This is a genomic window from Bacillus sp. FF-1, assembly GCF_028548245.1.
GTDB classification, from domain to species: domain Bacteria; phylum Bacillota; class Bacilli; order Bacillales; family Bacillaceae_G; genus Bacillus_A; species Bacillus_A paranthracis.
The window spans coordinates 712,563-726,956 of record NZ_JAQQGG010000001.1 but is presented as its reverse complement, the minus strand read 5'-3'; the positions used below and the strand labels follow the sequence as shown (position 1 = coordinate 726,956).

Annotated in this window: 14 protein-coding genes and 2 other annotated features; of the genes, 4 read left to right on the top strand and 10 right to left on the bottom strand. The window is 36.4% G+C overall.

All coding sequences use genetic code 11. The features are described from left to right. Positions 1–180 precede the first annotated feature (180 nt). Complete coding sequence (locus PQF83_RS03825) at positions 181–942, top strand: DODA-type extradiol aromatic ring-opening family dioxygenase (RefSeq protein WP_000982925.1); 762 nt, start codon at positions 181–183, stop codon at positions 940–942. Between the two features lie 50 nt (positions 943–992). Here the strand turns inward: PQF83_RS03825 and PQF83_RS03820 are convergent, their stop codons facing one another. The 3 genes from PQF83_RS03820 to PQF83_RS03810 all read right to left on the bottom strand — a co-directional run bounded on the left by PQF83_RS03820 (position 993) and on the right by PQF83_RS03810 (position 3,962). Further along, positions 993–2,207: a multidrug efflux MFS transporter gene (locus tag PQF83_RS03820; RefSeq protein ID WP_000179317.1), complete on the bottom strand. Its 1,215-nt coding sequence runs from the start codon at positions 2,205–2,207 to the stop codon at positions 993–995. Between the two features lie 168 nt (positions 2,208–2,375). Beyond that, on the bottom strand, positions 2,376–3,227 hold the full coding sequence (locus PQF83_RS03815) for a GNAT family N-acetyltransferase (RefSeq protein WP_000390867.1): 852 nt from the start codon (positions 3,225–3,227) through the stop codon (positions 2,376–2,378). Between the two features lie 18 nt (positions 3,228–3,245). After that, a complete protein-coding gene (locus PQF83_RS03810; RefSeq protein ID WP_000236043.1) occupies positions 3,246–3,962 on the bottom strand; it encodes a DUF554 domain-containing protein in 717 nt (238 codons plus the stop codon). A 213-nt stretch (positions 3,963–4,175) separates the two neighbouring features. Here PQF83_RS03810 and PQF83_RS03805 point away from each other — a divergent pair, with 213 nt between their 5' ends. Both PQF83_RS03805 and PQF83_RS03800 read left to right on the top strand, forming a co-directional pair. After that, positions 4,176–5,279 carry a CapA family protein gene (locus PQF83_RS03805; protein WP_000854504.1) on the top strand — a complete coding sequence of 368 codons (1,104 nt, stop codon included), beginning with the start codon at positions 4,176–4,178 and terminating at the stop codon, positions 5,277–5,279. Positions 5,280–5,331: 52 nt separating this feature from the next. Continuing rightward, entirely contained in the window at positions 5,332–5,559 is a 228-nt protein-coding gene (locus PQF83_RS03800; protein WP_000910230.1) for a hypothetical protein, read from the top strand. 79 nt (positions 5,560–5,638) lie between these two features. Here the strand turns inward: PQF83_RS03800 and ilvA are convergent, their stop codons facing one another. Genes ilvA through ilvE form a run of 6 tightly spaced genes read right to left on the bottom strand, consistent with a single transcriptional unit; the run spans position 5,639 to position 12,521 of the window. Next, positions 5,639–6,901: a threonine ammonia-lyase IlvA gene (gene ilvA, locus PQF83_RS03795; protein ID WP_000250338.1), complete on the bottom strand. Its 1,263-nt coding sequence runs from the start codon at positions 6,899–6,901 to the stop codon at positions 5,639–5,641. A gap of 31 nt (positions 6,902–6,932) precedes the next feature. Continuing rightward, positions 6,933–8,606 carry a dihydroxy-acid dehydratase gene (ilvD, locus tag PQF83_RS03790; protein WP_001255804.1) on the bottom strand — a complete coding sequence of 558 codons (1,674 nt, stop codon included), beginning with the start codon at positions 8,604–8,606 and terminating at the stop codon, positions 6,933–6,935. A gap of 46 nt (positions 8,607–8,652) precedes the next feature. Further along, positions 8,653–9,660: a ketol-acid reductoisomerase gene (gene ilvC / locus PQF83_RS03785; protein ID WP_000861158.1), complete on the bottom strand. Its 1,008-nt coding sequence runs from the start codon at positions 9,658–9,660 to the stop codon at positions 8,653–8,655. 14 nt (positions 9,661–9,674) lie between these two features. Then, positions 9,675–9,887 (bottom strand): ACT domain-containing protein, encoded by a 213-nt coding sequence (locus PQF83_RS03780; RefSeq protein WP_000019906.1) that lies wholly within the window; start codon positions 9,885–9,887, stop codon positions 9,675–9,677. Next, positions 9,884–11,599 (bottom strand): acetolactate synthase large subunit, encoded by a 1,716-nt coding sequence (gene ilvB / locus PQF83_RS03775; protein WP_000437843.1) that lies wholly within the window; start codon positions 11,597–11,599, stop codon positions 9,884–9,886. The genes PQF83_RS03780 and ilvB overlap by 4 nt, the downstream gene beginning before the upstream one ends. A gap of 22 nt (positions 11,600–11,621) precedes the next feature. Beyond that, positions 11,622–12,521, bottom strand: coding sequence for a branched-chain-amino-acid transaminase (gene ilvE / locus PQF83_RS03770; RefSeq protein ID WP_000528129.1), 900 nt, complete (start codon positions 12,519–12,521; stop codon positions 11,622–11,624). A gap of 149 nt (positions 12,522–12,670) precedes the next feature. Then, positions 12,671–12,910: a binding site (T-box leader), on the bottom strand. A 67-nt stretch (positions 12,911–12,977) separates the two neighbouring features. Beyond that, positions 12,978–13,223 (bottom strand) — a binding site (T-box leader). A 191-nt stretch (positions 13,224–13,414) separates the two neighbouring features. Between ilvE and msrA the strand changes: the two genes are divergently transcribed. Then, the gene (gene msrA, locus PQF83_RS03765) at positions 13,415–13,951 is read left to right on the top strand and encodes a peptide-methionine (S)-S-oxide reductase MsrA (protein WP_001291899.1); all 537 of its coding nucleotides are present in this window, start codon (positions 13,415–13,417) and stop codon (positions 13,949–13,951) included. Positions 13,952–14,114: 163 nt separating this feature from the next. On the opposite strand, the gene PQF83_RS03760 is transcribed toward msrA, so the two are convergent. Next, positions 14,115–14,315, bottom strand: coding sequence for a hypothetical protein (locus PQF83_RS03760; RefSeq protein ID WP_000473063.1), 201 nt, complete (start codon positions 14,313–14,315; stop codon positions 14,115–14,117). Between the last annotated feature and the right edge of the window lie 79 nt (positions 14,316–14,394).

Here is a 14,394-nt window from a genome sequence, read left to right as displayed (position 1 = left end):
GTATCTCAAAAATGAATATCTATTCATTATTCTTATTATGTATTATATGCAATTGCTTTCATTATGACAAATGCCTACCTTTTCCGATTAGCTGTCAAACTATTTATGTTGACGAAAACATCATAAAATCATATAGTTACTTACATAAAGTAATTATTATGTTTTTAGGAGGTTTCTACTATGATGCCATCACTATTTTTAGCACATGGTTCACCAATGCTCGCTATTCAAGATACAGATTATACAAGTTTTTTAAAAACACTTGGAGAAACATATAAACCGAAAGCAATTGTTATTTTCACTGCTCACTGGGAAAGTGAAGTATTAACGATTTCCTCATCAGATAACGAATATGAAACAATTTATGATTTTGGAGGTTTTCCTCCAGAGTTATATGAAATTAAGTATCGTGCAAAAGGTTCTTCTAGCATTGCATCCATGTTAGAAACAAAATTTAAAAACAAAGGTATTCCAGTTCATCATAATATGACGAGAGGTTTAGATCACGGCTCATGGACACTATTGCACCGTATGTATCCAGAAGCAAATATTCCTGTCATACAAATATCAGTAAATCCATTCCTTTCTGCAAAAGAACAATTTAAGATTGGAGAAGCATTAAAAGGACTTGGACAAGAAGATATTTTAGTAATCGGTAGCGGTGTTACCGTTCATAACTTACGAGCACTGAAATGGAATCAAACTACACCCGAACAATGGGCAATTGAATTTGATGATTGGATTATAAAACATATGCAGACTAACGATAAAGATGCGTTGTTTAATTGGGAAAACAATGCGCCTCATGCACAATTAGCAGTACCAAGAGCAGAGCATTTTGTTCCTTTATTTATCGCTATGGGAAGTGGTGAAAATAGCGGTGAAGTCATTCACCGTAGTTACGAGCTTGGTACATTAAGTTATCTTTGTCTCCAATTTTAAAGAAAAAAGGATGAAGCAATCATTGCTTCATCCTTTTTTCATTCACTTAGTTAACTAACTTCCAAATGTCGTTTCTCTGATACCTCTTCGTTCTTATTATGAAAATAAACCCAAATACACGCAATAAACAATAGTGATGATGTAGAGAAGAAAACATATTGAAACCCTGCATGTGCTGCAATTTGTCCACCAAGTACTGGTCCAATCATATTTCCTAAAAACTGAAACGATTGATTATATCCAAATATTCGTCCCGTTACATGAGTTGGTGTATGTTGTTTTAGTAGAGTTTGTACGGAAGGTAATAATCCTGCTTGTGCAATACCTAATAAAAATCTAAGAATTAATAGTTGCCAAGCTGAGGTTACAAATGCTTGCGGGATAAAAATAATTCCTGCAGCAAACAACGCTACAACTAACGTTTTTTGAGGACCGATATGATCTGATAATCGTCCTAATCTTGGTGCTGCCAAAATAACAGCTAATCCTGTCGCTGACATAACGGCGCCTGCAATTGTTTCAATATGCGCTGTTTGAGGACCAACTAAATTTTTCACGTACAATGTAACAATTGGCTGAACAGACATATTAGCAAGTTGAATAATAAATGTTGTTACAAACAAACTAATAATCAAATGTTTAGCTGGAACCATCGTCCATACTTTTTTCGTTTGTACTTTTTTTGCTTGAGCAGAGTGATTTTCTTCATGTAGAAAGAAAAAAACGATGAGAAAGGAAAGGAATAAAAAAGCTCCTGTAACAAGAAAAACATGACGCATTCCAATTAACTCAGATAAATAACCTCCAAGTAACGGTCCAAGTAAAGAACCGCTCACGCCACCAGTTGAAATTGTGGAGATCGCCCAACCTGAATGCTCTTGCGGAGTTTCTGCTGCAATAAATGTCATTGCTGTTGAAAGGAAACCAGATACTGCTCCCATCAAAAATCTTAGTGCGACTAGTTGATATACATCCGTTACAAACCCCATAAGCGTCATAATAATCGCCATACCAAGGCTAGCACGAATTAGCATCAATTTCCGTCCATGTATATCACCAAGCTTTCCCCATATTGGTGATACGATCGCACCCATTAAAAATGTTACACCAAATGCAAGTCCCGACCACTGTGCAATACTAGAAGTGCCAGTCACCCCTAATTCCTCAATATAAAAAGATAAAAAAGGAATTACTAAACTCATACCGGCTGCAGTGGTAAAACAACCTAGCCAACAAATCATTAAATTTCGTTTCCAGCTGGCCATTTTCACACCTTCTTTCTTTAGATACCCATTCTACACCCTTTCTTATAAAAAGTTTAGTAATTTGCTTTATTTGTAAGATTTACTACAAAACCCGCTATTTTCTAATAAAAATCACTACATTCCCACATTTTTTTCATAATAAAACCAACTCCACCTAAATGAAGTTGGTTAATAATCCATGATCGGTATTAAACGTGCATTACAACATCTCTCATAAAACTCAATTGGGCCCGCTTGCCCAATAATTGCATATTCATAACCCTCTTGCTTCATACTATGTAGACTACAATGTAACAATTGCTTCCCTACACCTTTCACACGATTTTGTTTCGCCGTGCCCATTGGACCAAACAATCCTTTCTTTCCTCTCACTACGTCATAACAAGCGAAACCTACTATCACTTCTTCTTGCTCTGCTATATAAATAGGTAAGTTTTCTTTATATGTACGAAATCCATACTCTATCGAATGTAACCACCGTTCACCAAATTCTGCTTCAACAAAAATTGCTAATTGTTCAAAATCAGAAGCGTTAGCCTTTCTAACAGTACAAGTTAAATCATTATAAATAGGAACAAAACTTTTTAAATCGACTGCTAAATCTCTTGGCTCAGCTATAATACGTAATATATCTCTTTGCATCTGTGCATTTTCAATAACTGGATTTACACGAAATAATGCATATATAACATGTCCTTCATTAATTATTACTTGCTGAAAACGTTCCATACGTTTTTTCGCTATTTGTAAAATTTCTAGCGTCTTATGGGATAATTTATATTGTCCTATTTTTTTATAATCTTGATCCGTTAAATCATATTGTTTTCGTAATGAAAATTTTTCTGAAAAATCCGTACCCATATTACGGAACAAATACATATACAACTCGCCACAAACGCCAGTACCTTCTTTACACATGCCAATAAATAAATGAACTGGTTGAATGATATTACATTCTGCCTCTTCTACTGCAATCTCCAATATGTTATGCACACGTTTTGTAAATTGAAACTCCTCCATATGTATTTCCATCCTCTACTAATTTACTAACAAACCGTAACCATAAATAATTGAAACAATTACACCCACTACCAATATACCTGGAAGTAAATTTGCCACCTTGATTTTAATAATACTAAGCAAGTTCAATCCAATAGCGGCTATCATAATACCACCTGTAGCTGTCATTTCTACTATAAATTGATTCATTAATTCCTTCGGGACCAAACTATTAATTTGTGTTGCAAAAATTGCAATACCACCCTCATATAAAATAACGGGAATCGCTGAAAATACTACGCCAATTCCTAAAGTTGTCGTTAATATAATAGAAATGAATCCATCGATAATTGCCTTTGTAAATAAAATATCATGATTTCCGCGAATTCCACTGTCGAGTGCACCAAGTATCCCCATCGCGCCAATTGCAAATATTAAAGTAGCTGTTACAAAACCTTCTGATATGCTCCCTTTCCCTTTCGATCCAACTTTATTTTCTAGCCAATCTCCTAACTGTTTTAACTTTCCCTCTAATTGTAACCATTCCCCGATGACGGTACCAATTACTAAACTTAGTATGACAACAAGAAAATTTTCACTTTTCAATGCCATTTGAAGTCCAAGTACAGTAACCGCTAAACCGATTGCATGCATAATTGTTCCCTTCATACTTTCTGGTATTCTACTAAATAATTTACCTAGTAAAGTACCAAATATAATGCAAATCCCATTTACAACTGCTCCTAATATAACCATTTCTCATTCTTCACCCTTCGAATTCTTTATTTCTATATTTTGGTTTATTCATTGATTTACAGGTTATCTATATGTTAACTTAATATTGAGAATATTAACAAATGTTTTTTTCAATACATAAACCGCATTTTTTATATCTGTACATAAACCAATTACTTTTTATAGACTCATTGCTAATTTAATTGCGGGATAAACTCAAAAGGGAAGGTATTTATGAAAACTTTACTAAAACGATTTTTGTTAATAGCCTTTTGCATTACGCCAATTGTTGTATTAATTAACCACTCTTTTACTTCAAAAGCGAAAGACAAACCCGATTTCCAAAACAAATCTAGCAAAACTGCTTCAACGAGAGAAAAGAAAATAGAAGACCCAGAAATTACCCTCACCTTTTCTGGTGATACAATGTTCGATTGGCAATTACGTCCGGTAATCGAAAAAAACGGGGCTGATTATCCATTCCAGCATGTAAAAGAAGAAATAACAAAAGCTGATATTTCTTTCGTTAATTTAGAGTCTGCATTTACAACGAGAGAAAAAAAAGCTCCTGGACAACTGTTTTGGATTAAAAGTGATCCATCCACGCTTCAAGCTATAAAAAACACCGGTTATGACATCGTAAATATCGGGAATAATCATACACTTGATTACGGACAAGAGGGATTACTAGATACAATCTCTTACGTAGAAAAATCAAAGTTCCCTTACATTGGAGCCGGAAAAAATGCAAAAGACGCATATACTGCACGAGAAATGACTGTAAAAGGAAAAAAATTCAAATTCCTGTCATTCGTCCGATTTATGCCTGATTTCACTTGGGTAGCTGATGACAATAAACCTGGCGTTGCGAACGGGTATGATTTAAATCTTGTAACAAAAACAATTAAAGAGCAAAAGAAAGATGCAGACTATTTAATTGTCTATATGCATTGGGGTGTCGAAAAATCAAATCGTCCGGTAGATTATCAAAAACAATATGTAAATAAAATGGTTACAGCAGGAGCCGACGCGATTGTCGGAAGTCATCCACATTGGTTACAAGGGTTTGAATATTATAATAATGTTCCTGTCGCTTACTCATTAGGAAACTTTTTATTCCCAAGTTATGTGAACGGAAAAAGTGCTGAAACTGGTGTATTAACTTTAACTTTTAAAGGAAAGGATGTCCAAATGTCATTCAATCCTTATATCATCCGTAACAACCAAGTTTCCCCTGTGAATGAGGAGGAAAAGAGAAAAGCTCTACAATATTTACAAGAAGTTTCAAGCGATGTAGAAATTGATGATGCAGGGAAAATAAAAAACAAACGAAACTAGACAGCTCAAGATCTATTTCTCTGTGATATACTTTACAGAATAGGTGATAAACATGCTGAAAGACTTATTAGAAAATGTAAGTTTGTTAGAGAACGTTTATAAAATTTCTATAGCAGTTCTACTTTTATGTTCAGTTTTCTCTGTTAGATTTCTAAGAAAAATAAAGCGTGAGAGAAACCTTACTCCTTTTGAATTTACAATGTATGTAATTATTCGCATTGCGATATTTTTTTGGTTAGCTAGCTTTATTCTTCTTGAATTTAATGAGTATCTAGTTTAACTTTAAAAAAGATAGAACAAGCATTATATTCCCCGCTTGTATCTATCTTTTTTATTTGGGTGCTAACTCTTTCCTTCTATTAAATAAGCAAATCAAACAAAACAGGATTTTTATTAAGCTCCATAAATTGAATGTTATTTTCTTTAAAACGGGTAATTAACTGCTCGTAATCTTCTTTATGTTTTAATTCTACTCCGACTAATGCTGGACCATTTTCCTTATTATGTTTCTTAATATACTCAAAGCGAGTAATATCATCTTCTGGCCCTAATCCTTTATCAAGAAATTCTCTTAACGCACCTGAACGCTGTGGGAATTCAATGATGAAATAATGCTTTAATCCTTCATAAATGAGAGATCGTTCTTTCATTTCTTGCATTCTATCAATATCATTATTTCCACCACTTAGCGTACAAACAACTGTTTTACCTTTTATTTCATCTCTATATAAATCAAGCGCTGCAATAGAGAGTGCACCAGCTGGTTCAGCTACAATCGCATTTTTCTTATACAGTTCTAAAATCGTCGTACAAACCTTTCCCTCTGGTACTAAAACAATGTCATCAATTACATCTTTACAAGTTTCAAATGTTAACTTTCCTACCTTTTTAACCGCTGCCCCATCAACAAAACTATCTATTTTCTCCAATGCGACATTATCATTTTGAAGAAAAGCCTCTTTCATAGATGCAGCTCCCATTGGCTCTACCCCAATGACCTGTGTAGCAGGACTAACACCTTTCACATATGTACCAACACCTGATGCTAATCCACCACCACCAATTGCTGTAAAGATATAATCAACCGGTTTCTCCATATCATGCATAATTTCAACTGCCACTGTCCCTTGACCAGCAACTACGTACGGATCATCAAACGGATGAACAAATGTCATTCTATTTTCTTCACAATAACGCTGTGCTTCTTGGAAAGAGCTATCAAATGTATCACCAACTAATACAATTTCCGCAAAATCACCACCGAAAAATTGTACTTGTGACACTTTTTGTTTAGGTGTCGTCGTCGGCATGAAAATTTTTGACGGAATCTTCAATAAATTACACGTATAAGCTACTCCTTGCGCATGATTACCAGCACTTGCACAAACAACACCGTTTTGTAATTGTACTTTCGGTAAACTTTGAATTAGATTATACGCACCACGAATTTTGAAAGAGCGAATTAATTGTAAGTCTTCTCGTTTTACATAAACGTCACAATCATATTTCTCAGATAAAACTGTATCACGTTGTAACGGTGTTTTAATAACGATATCCTTCATGCAATTATGAGCCATTAAGATATCTTCAATTTTCACTCTCTCCTTTACCTTTTGCACCATTTCATATCATCCTTATCTCTTTTATATTGGCTCAATCAAAATTTGGGACTTTTAGGACTGCACCTGTATTCGCCGACGTTACCATCTGTGCGTAGCGCCCAAGCCATCCCGTTTTCACTTTCGGTTCTGGTCGTTTCCATTCTTTTTTACGCTTATCTAATTCTTCATCACTAATTCTTACTTCTAACAACCTTTCCTCAACATCGATACAAACGATATCCCCTTGTTCAAGAAGTGCAATCGTTCCGCCCGCAGCTGCTTCTGGCGAAATATGCCCTACTGAAATACCACGTGAAGCACCAGAGAAACGACCATCGGTTAACAACGCAACATCTGCACCTAATCCCATGCCAGCAATCGCTGACGTTGGTGCTAACATTTCCGGCATACCAGGACCGCCTCTTGGTCCTTCATAACGAATAACAACTACATCGCCTTTCTTCACTTTCCCAAGCATAATACCCGCAAGAGCCTCATCTTGTGAATTAAAAATAACGCATGGTCCTTCAAATCGTTTTACTTCAGTTGCCCCACTTTTAATAACTGCCCCATCCTTCGCAAGGTTTCCTTTTAATATACGTAATCCACCTTCTTCACTATGAGGGTTTTCAAGAGAATGAATAACTTCCTTATCTTTAATCTCTGCATGAGCAATGTTCTCTCTTAACGTCTGCCCCGTAGCAGTAATACGATCTAAATGAAGTACCCCTTCTTTTCGGCTCATCTCTTTCAAAATTGCACTAATCCCGCCCGCGCGATCAATATCTTCCATATGCCAATTAGAAGCAGGGCTTACTTTACATAAATGTGGTACACGCCTTGAAACAGCATCAATACGGCTCATATCATAATCTAGTCCTGCCTCATGTGCGAGTGCTAATGTATGTAACACTGTATTTGTTGAACCGCCCATCGCCATATCAAGCGCGAACGCATCATCAATTGCTTCTTCCGTTACAATGTCTCTCGGTTTAATATCTCTTTCAATTAAAATCTTTAATTTCTCTGCTGCTTCTTTAATTAACTCCTCACGTCTCGGATCAATAGCCAAAATACTTCCGTTACCAGGAAGAGCTAAACCTAACACTTCACATAAACAGTTCATAGAGTTCGCTGTAAACATACCGGAACAAGAACCACAAGATGGACAACCATGATCTTCAATATCCTTTAATTCTTCTTCTGAAATTTTCCCAGATTGATACGCTCCTACTCCTTCGAACACAGAACTTAAATCGACAACTTCTCCTTTAGATGTTTTTCCTGCTGCCATCGGGCCGCCCGAAACAAACACAGTCGGAATATTAATGCGTAGTGCAGCCATCATCATACCAGGTGTGATTTTGTCACAGTTTGGAATACAAATCATGCCATCAAACCAGTGTGCATTTACAACCGTTTCTACTGAATCTGCAATGATTTCTCGACTCGGAAGCGAATAGCGCATACCGATATGCCCCATCGCAATACCGTCATCTACTCCAATTGTATTAAATTCAAATGGAACCATGCCTGCTGCACGTACTGCTTCTTTAACAAGTTTCCCAAACTCATTTAAGTGCTTATGACCTGGAATAATTTCAATAAAAGAATTACAAATAGCTATAAACGGTTTATCAAAATCTTCATCTTTCAAACCAGTTGCTTTTAATAAACTACGATGCGGCGCTTTATCAAAACCTTTTTTAATCATGTCACTTCTCATCTTGTCAAATCCCCTCTTACGTATTTTTCACTTACAATCTATTACTCTATTTCTTTACTAATTCTTTCGGTGCATGAATCCAGCTCATCATTTCACGAAGCTCTGCTCCTACTTTTTCTAACTGATGATTTTGCTCTGCTTTTTTCATCGCATTATACGTTGGACGCCCAGCTTGGTTTTCTAAAATCCATTTCTTCGCGAATTCACCTTGCTGAATTTCTGTAAGTACTCGTTTCATTTCTTTCTTCGTTTCATCTGTAACAATTCTCGATCCTGTTACATAATCTCCGAACTCTGCCGTATCGGAAATAGAATGGCGCATGTTCGTTAAACCACCTTCGTACATTAAATCAACAATTAACTTTAATTCATGTAAACATTCGAAGTATGCAATTTCAGGACGATATCCGCCTTCTGTTAACGTTTCAAAACCAGCTTTCACAAGTGCAGTTACACCTCCGCAAAGTACCGCTTGCTCACCAAATAAATCCGTCTCTGTTTCTTCTTGGAATGTCGTTTCAATTACACCTGCACGTGTACACCCTACACCTTTTGCATACGCAAGTGCTACATGTAATGCGGTGCCCGTTGCATCTTGATGTACTGCGACTAATGCTGGAACACCATTTCCTTCTTGAAATACACGGCGAACGAGATGACCTGGACTTTTTGGCGCAACCATCGCTACATCTACGTAACTTGGCGGATTAATTTGGCCGAAGTGAATGTTAAATCCATGTGAAAAAAGTAACATTTGTCCTTCACGAAGATTCTCTTCTACCTCTGCTTTATACACATGAGCTTGCTGTTCATCTGGCAGTAACATTTGTACAACTTGCGCGGTTCGAACTGCTTCTGAAACAGACATTACTTCAAATCCATCTGCTTTTGCTACTTCAAAAGACTTACCAGGCCGAACACCAACTACCACTTCCACACCAGAATCGCGTAAATTTTGTGCCTGCGCATGACCTTGAGATCCATAGCCAATTACCGCAACTGCTTTCCCTTGTAATAACTCTACATTTGCATCTTGCTCATAATATGTTTTCATACTCCATACACTCCTTATAATTTGTTTACTTGCAGTACATTGATTAACTTTTTCAACTGACCGACGAGTAATGTTGCTTCTTGTTCTGTACAAACTGCCGTTAACTCCATTTCACTTTCATTTAAATTTAATGAAGATATATAATAACCACGCCGAGCAAAAATTCCACTTATGCGTAATAAGACATTTGGATCGTTATCGATAACTAATGAAAAAGTATGACTCATTCTTCCCACCTCTTCATAATCATTTCGTTATTCCCTTTATTTGGTGGAACCATCGGAAATACGTTTTCACCTTCTTCTACACAAAAATCAACTACGACAGGTCCTTCATGAGCAAATGCTTCTAACATCACTTGTTTCGCCTCGGTTGCATTTGTCGCTCTTAATCCTTTCACTCCATAAGCTTCTGCCACTTTCACAAAATCTGGAGATCCAATTTTCGACTCTGACAATCGGTTTTCATAAAACATTTCTTGCCATTGCCTTACCATCCCTAAAAATTTATTGTTTATAATAAATACTTTTACAGGGATGTTATTTTCAGCAATTGTTTGTAGTTCTTGAATATTCATTTGAAAAGAAGCATCACCTGCAATACAAATAACGAGTTCTTCTTCTTTTGCAAGCTGAGCACCAACTGCCGCCGGGAAGCCAAATCCCATCGTTCCTAATCCACCTGATGTTAGAAAAGTCCGCGGGTTTTTCGCTTTATAAAAATGCGCAGCCCACATTTGATGCTGTCCTACTTCTGTCGTAACAATCGCTTCACCATTCGTTAATTCACTTACTAAGCTAATAACATGCTGTGGTTTTAACTCACTTTCTTTTTGAATATAGGAAAGAGGGTATTCCGCTTTCCATTCCTCGGTTTTCGTAATCCATTCATCTGTCTGTGTACAAATCGGCATATGTAACAACATGTGTAACGCTTTTTTCACATCTCCAACAACTGGATATTCCACAGTTACATTTTTATGAAACTCCGAAGGATCTATATCAATATGTACCTTTTTCGAATGCGGAGAAAAGAGTTCTAATTTTCCTGTTACACGGTCATCAAAACGAACACCTAAAGCAAGTAATAAGTCACATTCTGTTACTGCCATGTTTGCAGCATACGTTCCATGCATACCGAGCATTCCTAAAAATAATGGATCTCCCGGCGGATACGCACCTAGTCCCATTAAAGTTGACACGACTGGAATACGATTTTCTCTTGCAAATTTGATCAGTTCATCAGATCCATCTGAATGAATGACACCTCCTCCAATATAAAGAAGTGGACGTTTTGCTTTTGAAATTTCTTTCGCTACCTCTCTAAGTTTCATGCTGTCTGGTACGAGTTCTGGTTTGTACCCCGGAATATCAACTTCTTCATTAAAGAAACTGGTGACTTTTGCATTTTGAACATCTTTTGGAATATCGATTAATACTGGTCCCGGTCGTCCGCTTTTGGCGATGTAAAAAGCTTCTTGCACAATTCGTGATACATGATTTACATCACGAACTTGGTAATTATGCTTCGTAACAGGTACTGTAATTCCGACAACATCCGCTTCTTGAAATCCATCTTTACCAATTAAAGGCGTTGCAACTTGCCCTGTAATGACAACTAAAGGAATCGAATCCATATAAGCATCTGCTAAGCCCGTAACTAGATTTGTCGCCCCTGGGCCAGAGGTAGCAAAGACTACCCCGACCTTTCCAGAAGCTCTCGCATATCCTTCTGCCGCATGAATAGCAGCTTGTTCATGACGAGTTAAAATGTGCTTTAAACCACTTCCGTATAACGCATCGTACACTGGCAAAATCGCTCCGCCCGGATAACCGAAAACAGTCGTTACGCCTAAATTCTTCAAGCATTGAATAACGTGTCCAGCTCCTGTCACATCTTCACACTGTAATTTCTCATATGTTGTATACTGTTGCTCCATTTTAATTAACTCCTCTCCCTACCTACAGTAAGCTTTCCGCCAATCCTGGAACACGTACTCCTCTTTCCCTCGTTAACTTTTTAAATTCCTCTGTCAATTGTTTCGTTACACTTCCTGGTTTCCCATCTCCAATTTCTCTTGAATCAACTTTTACAACAGGAATTAATTCTGCTGCCGTTCCCGTTAAAAATACTTCATCTGCTACATATACGTCATGGCGAGTAAATGGCCTTTCCTCACATGGAATATGAAGTCGCTCACATAGCTCAATAACACTATTTCTTGTAATACCTTCTAATGCTCCTAAATAGGATGGCGGGGTTAATACTTTTCCATCTTTCACAACGAAAACATTATCTCCAGATCCTTCACAAACATATCCTTGTTGATTTAACATAAGAGCCTCTAGCACTCCTGCTTGTGCCGCTTCAATTTTTACAAGTACGTTATTTAAGTAGTTCATTGACTTAATACGTGGGTCTAAAGCATCTGGCGTATTACGTCTTGATGCAACAGATACAACGCTTAATCCATTATCGTAAAATTCCTGTGGGAATAACTTTAATTGTTCTGCAATGATAATAACGCTCGGTTTCACACAACTTCTCGGATCGAGCCCTAAGTCCCCTTTTCCTCTTGAAACAATTAACCGAATATAAGCATCTGCATACTCATTTTTTTGAAGTGTCTGTAAAACTGCTTCTTCCATTTCGTCAACCGTCAGCGGGATTGTAAGTAAAATAGATTTTGCCGATTCATATAATCGTTTTACATGTTCTTTTAAACAAAATACATTTCCACCGTAACTACGAATCCCTTCAAATACACCGTCTCCGTATAAAAAACCGTGATCATATACTGAAACAACTGCCTTTTCTTTTTCTACAAATTCCCCATTCATATAAATGTACTGATTTCCCATCTCACATCGCTCCTCTTTTTTTCTCTCTATTTTTGCAATCTATTTCTATATCGATTGCTGAGATGAGTATTTTTTAACAGAATATTCAGTATATAAATCTTAAAAATATACTCGTCTCAACAATCGATTACATACTTATAGCAATCCATTGCTGAGACGAGGGAATCGTGGTACCACTCAGCTTCCTTACACTTCTCACGAAATGTAAGCTCTGCAAGTCCAATTAGACTTTTGTTTTTCTATCGGAAACAACTCCGCTACTTTTTACTAGCTTTCAAAAATAGTGCTCCGAGGTGATTTTCAAAGATTTGATTGTTACCACCCTCACAGCCTTTGGGCAGCTCTCTGAAACAATCTTTATCATTTACTCTCCTCTTCTACGCATTTTCTTATTCTATTTTTTAAAATAAAAACTCTCGCCTCAGCAATCAACTACTACAATTTAGTAGCTTTGATTGCTGAGGCGAGAGTTTCGCGTTACCACTCAGCTTCCTTATACTTCTCACGAAATATAAGCTCTGTAGGTCCAATTAGACCCCCGTCCTTTTACCGGAGACGATGCCGTCGCCCTCTACTCAGTTTCCCTTTCGCAAGCGATGCTCCGAGGTGATCTTCAATGACTCGATTGTTACTACTCTCACAGCCTTGGAGTAGCTCTCTGAAACGATCATAATCATCTACTTTCCTCTTCTTTGCATATACAACATATAAAGTTAGAAAATTCTTAATTAACTTTCATTTGTTAAACGTATTATAGGACGTTGTTCTTTTCATTGTCAACATGTTTTTTGATTTTTTTTAATACTACATATATTTTCGAATCTTTTTTATTGCGCAATAAAACTTTTTATATAATACTATATAAAACATATATATTTAGGAGGATTACAACAATGTCCGAAAAAACATACGAACTCGCAACCTTCGCAGGCGGTTGCTTTTGGTGCATGGTAAAGCCGTTTGATGAACTTCCCGGTATTCATAAAGTACTTTCTGGCTATGCAGGTGGTCATGTAAAAAATCCAACATATGAACAAGTAAAAGCGGGTACATCTGGTCATTTAGAAGTTGTACAAATTACATTTGATCCTTCTATTTTCCCATATGAAAAATTACTGGATTTATATTGGCCACAAATCGATCCAACTGATGATGGCGGACAATTCTTTGACCGTGGTCCATCTTATCGCACCGCTATTTTTTATCATACCGAAACGCAAAAAGAACTTGCTGAAAAATCAAAACAAACTCTTGCGGAAAGCGGTATGTTTAAAGAGCCAATCGTAACTGAAATTCGCCCGGCTGCACCTTTTTATGAGGCTGAAGAATACCATCAACATTTCTATAAAAAAAATCCAGAGAAATATGCTACTGAGCAAAAAGAATCTGGCCGTGCAGACTTTATAAAAGAAAATTGGCAAAAAAAATAATAAAAATGCATCGTACCTTTTAAGTACGATGCATTTTTATCTTTGAAAAAAGTACCATACAATGATAAAAACAACAGCTGTTAATGTCCAAAGTATTATCTCATTTTTAGTTTTATTCTTTTTATTAGTCATTTTATTTTCTCCTTATAGCTATTTAACATATTCAAGATTTCCTTTGTTTCATTGTCCACCTTATATACGTGAATACATCCTTACAAATTCTTATAACAAAACCACCAACGATTCCGATTGTAATTGAAATTACTAACATCTGTACAAAACTAAGAGTAGTTGTGTACGTTATGTAGATAACAATACATATAAGTAAAACATCCGGTAAAGAAAGTAAAAACTTTTTAAACATTTCTTTAGCTCTCCTATGTTTTATTTATAAATTATATCTTTTAAAAAAGAAATCTATTACCGTTTCTTAAATAAAAAAC

Coding starts and splice junctions, on each gene's coding strand:
- PQF83_RS03810 (WP_000236043.1), bottom strand. CDS start 3,962: ATGGTTATATTAGGAGCAGTTGTAAATGGGATTTGCATTATATTTGGT.
- PQF83_RS03820 (WP_000179317.1), bottom strand. CDS start 2,207: ATGGCCAGCTGGAAACGAAATTTAATGATTTGTTGGCTAGGTTGTTTT.
- ilvE (WP_000528129.1), bottom strand. CDS start 12,521: ATGGGAAATCAGTACATTTATATGAATGGGGAATTTGTAGAAAAAGAA.
- PQF83_RS03805 (WP_000854504.1), top strand. CDS start 4,176: ATGAAAACTTTACTAAAACGATTTTTGTTAATAGCCTTTTGCATTACG.
- PQF83_RS03760 (WP_000473063.1), bottom strand. CDS start 14,315: ATGTTTAAAAAGTTTTTACTTTCTTTACCGGATGTTTTACTTATATGT.
- PQF83_RS03800 (WP_000910230.1), top strand. CDS start 5,332: ATGCTGAAAGACTTATTAGAAAATGTAAGTTTGTTAGAGAACGTTTAT.
- PQF83_RS03825 (WP_000982925.1), top strand. CDS start 181: ATGATGCCATCACTATTTTTAGCACATGGTTCACCAATGCTCGCTATT.
- msrA (WP_001291899.1), top strand. CDS start 13,415: ATGTCCGAAAAAACATACGAACTCGCAACCTTCGCAGGCGGTTGCTTT.
- ilvA (WP_000250338.1), bottom strand. CDS start 6,901: ATGGTGCAAAAGGTAAAGGAGAGAGTGAAAATTGAAGATATCTTAATG.
- ilvB (WP_000437843.1), bottom strand. CDS start 11,599: ATGGAGCAACAGTATACAACATATGAGAAATTACAGTGTGAAGATGTG.
- ilvC (WP_000861158.1), bottom strand. CDS start 9,660: ATGAAAACATATTATGAGCAAGATGCAAATGTAGAGTTATTACAAGGG.
- ilvD (WP_001255804.1), bottom strand. CDS start 8,606: ATGAGAAGTGACATGATTAAAAAAGGTTTTGATAAAGCGCCGCATCGT.
- PQF83_RS03815 (WP_000390867.1), bottom strand. CDS start 3,227: ATGGAGGAGTTTCAATTTACAAAACGTGTGCATAACATATTGGAGATT.
- PQF83_RS03780 (WP_000019906.1), bottom strand. CDS start 9,887: ATGAGTCATACTTTTTCATTAGTTATCGATAACGATCCAAATGTCTTA.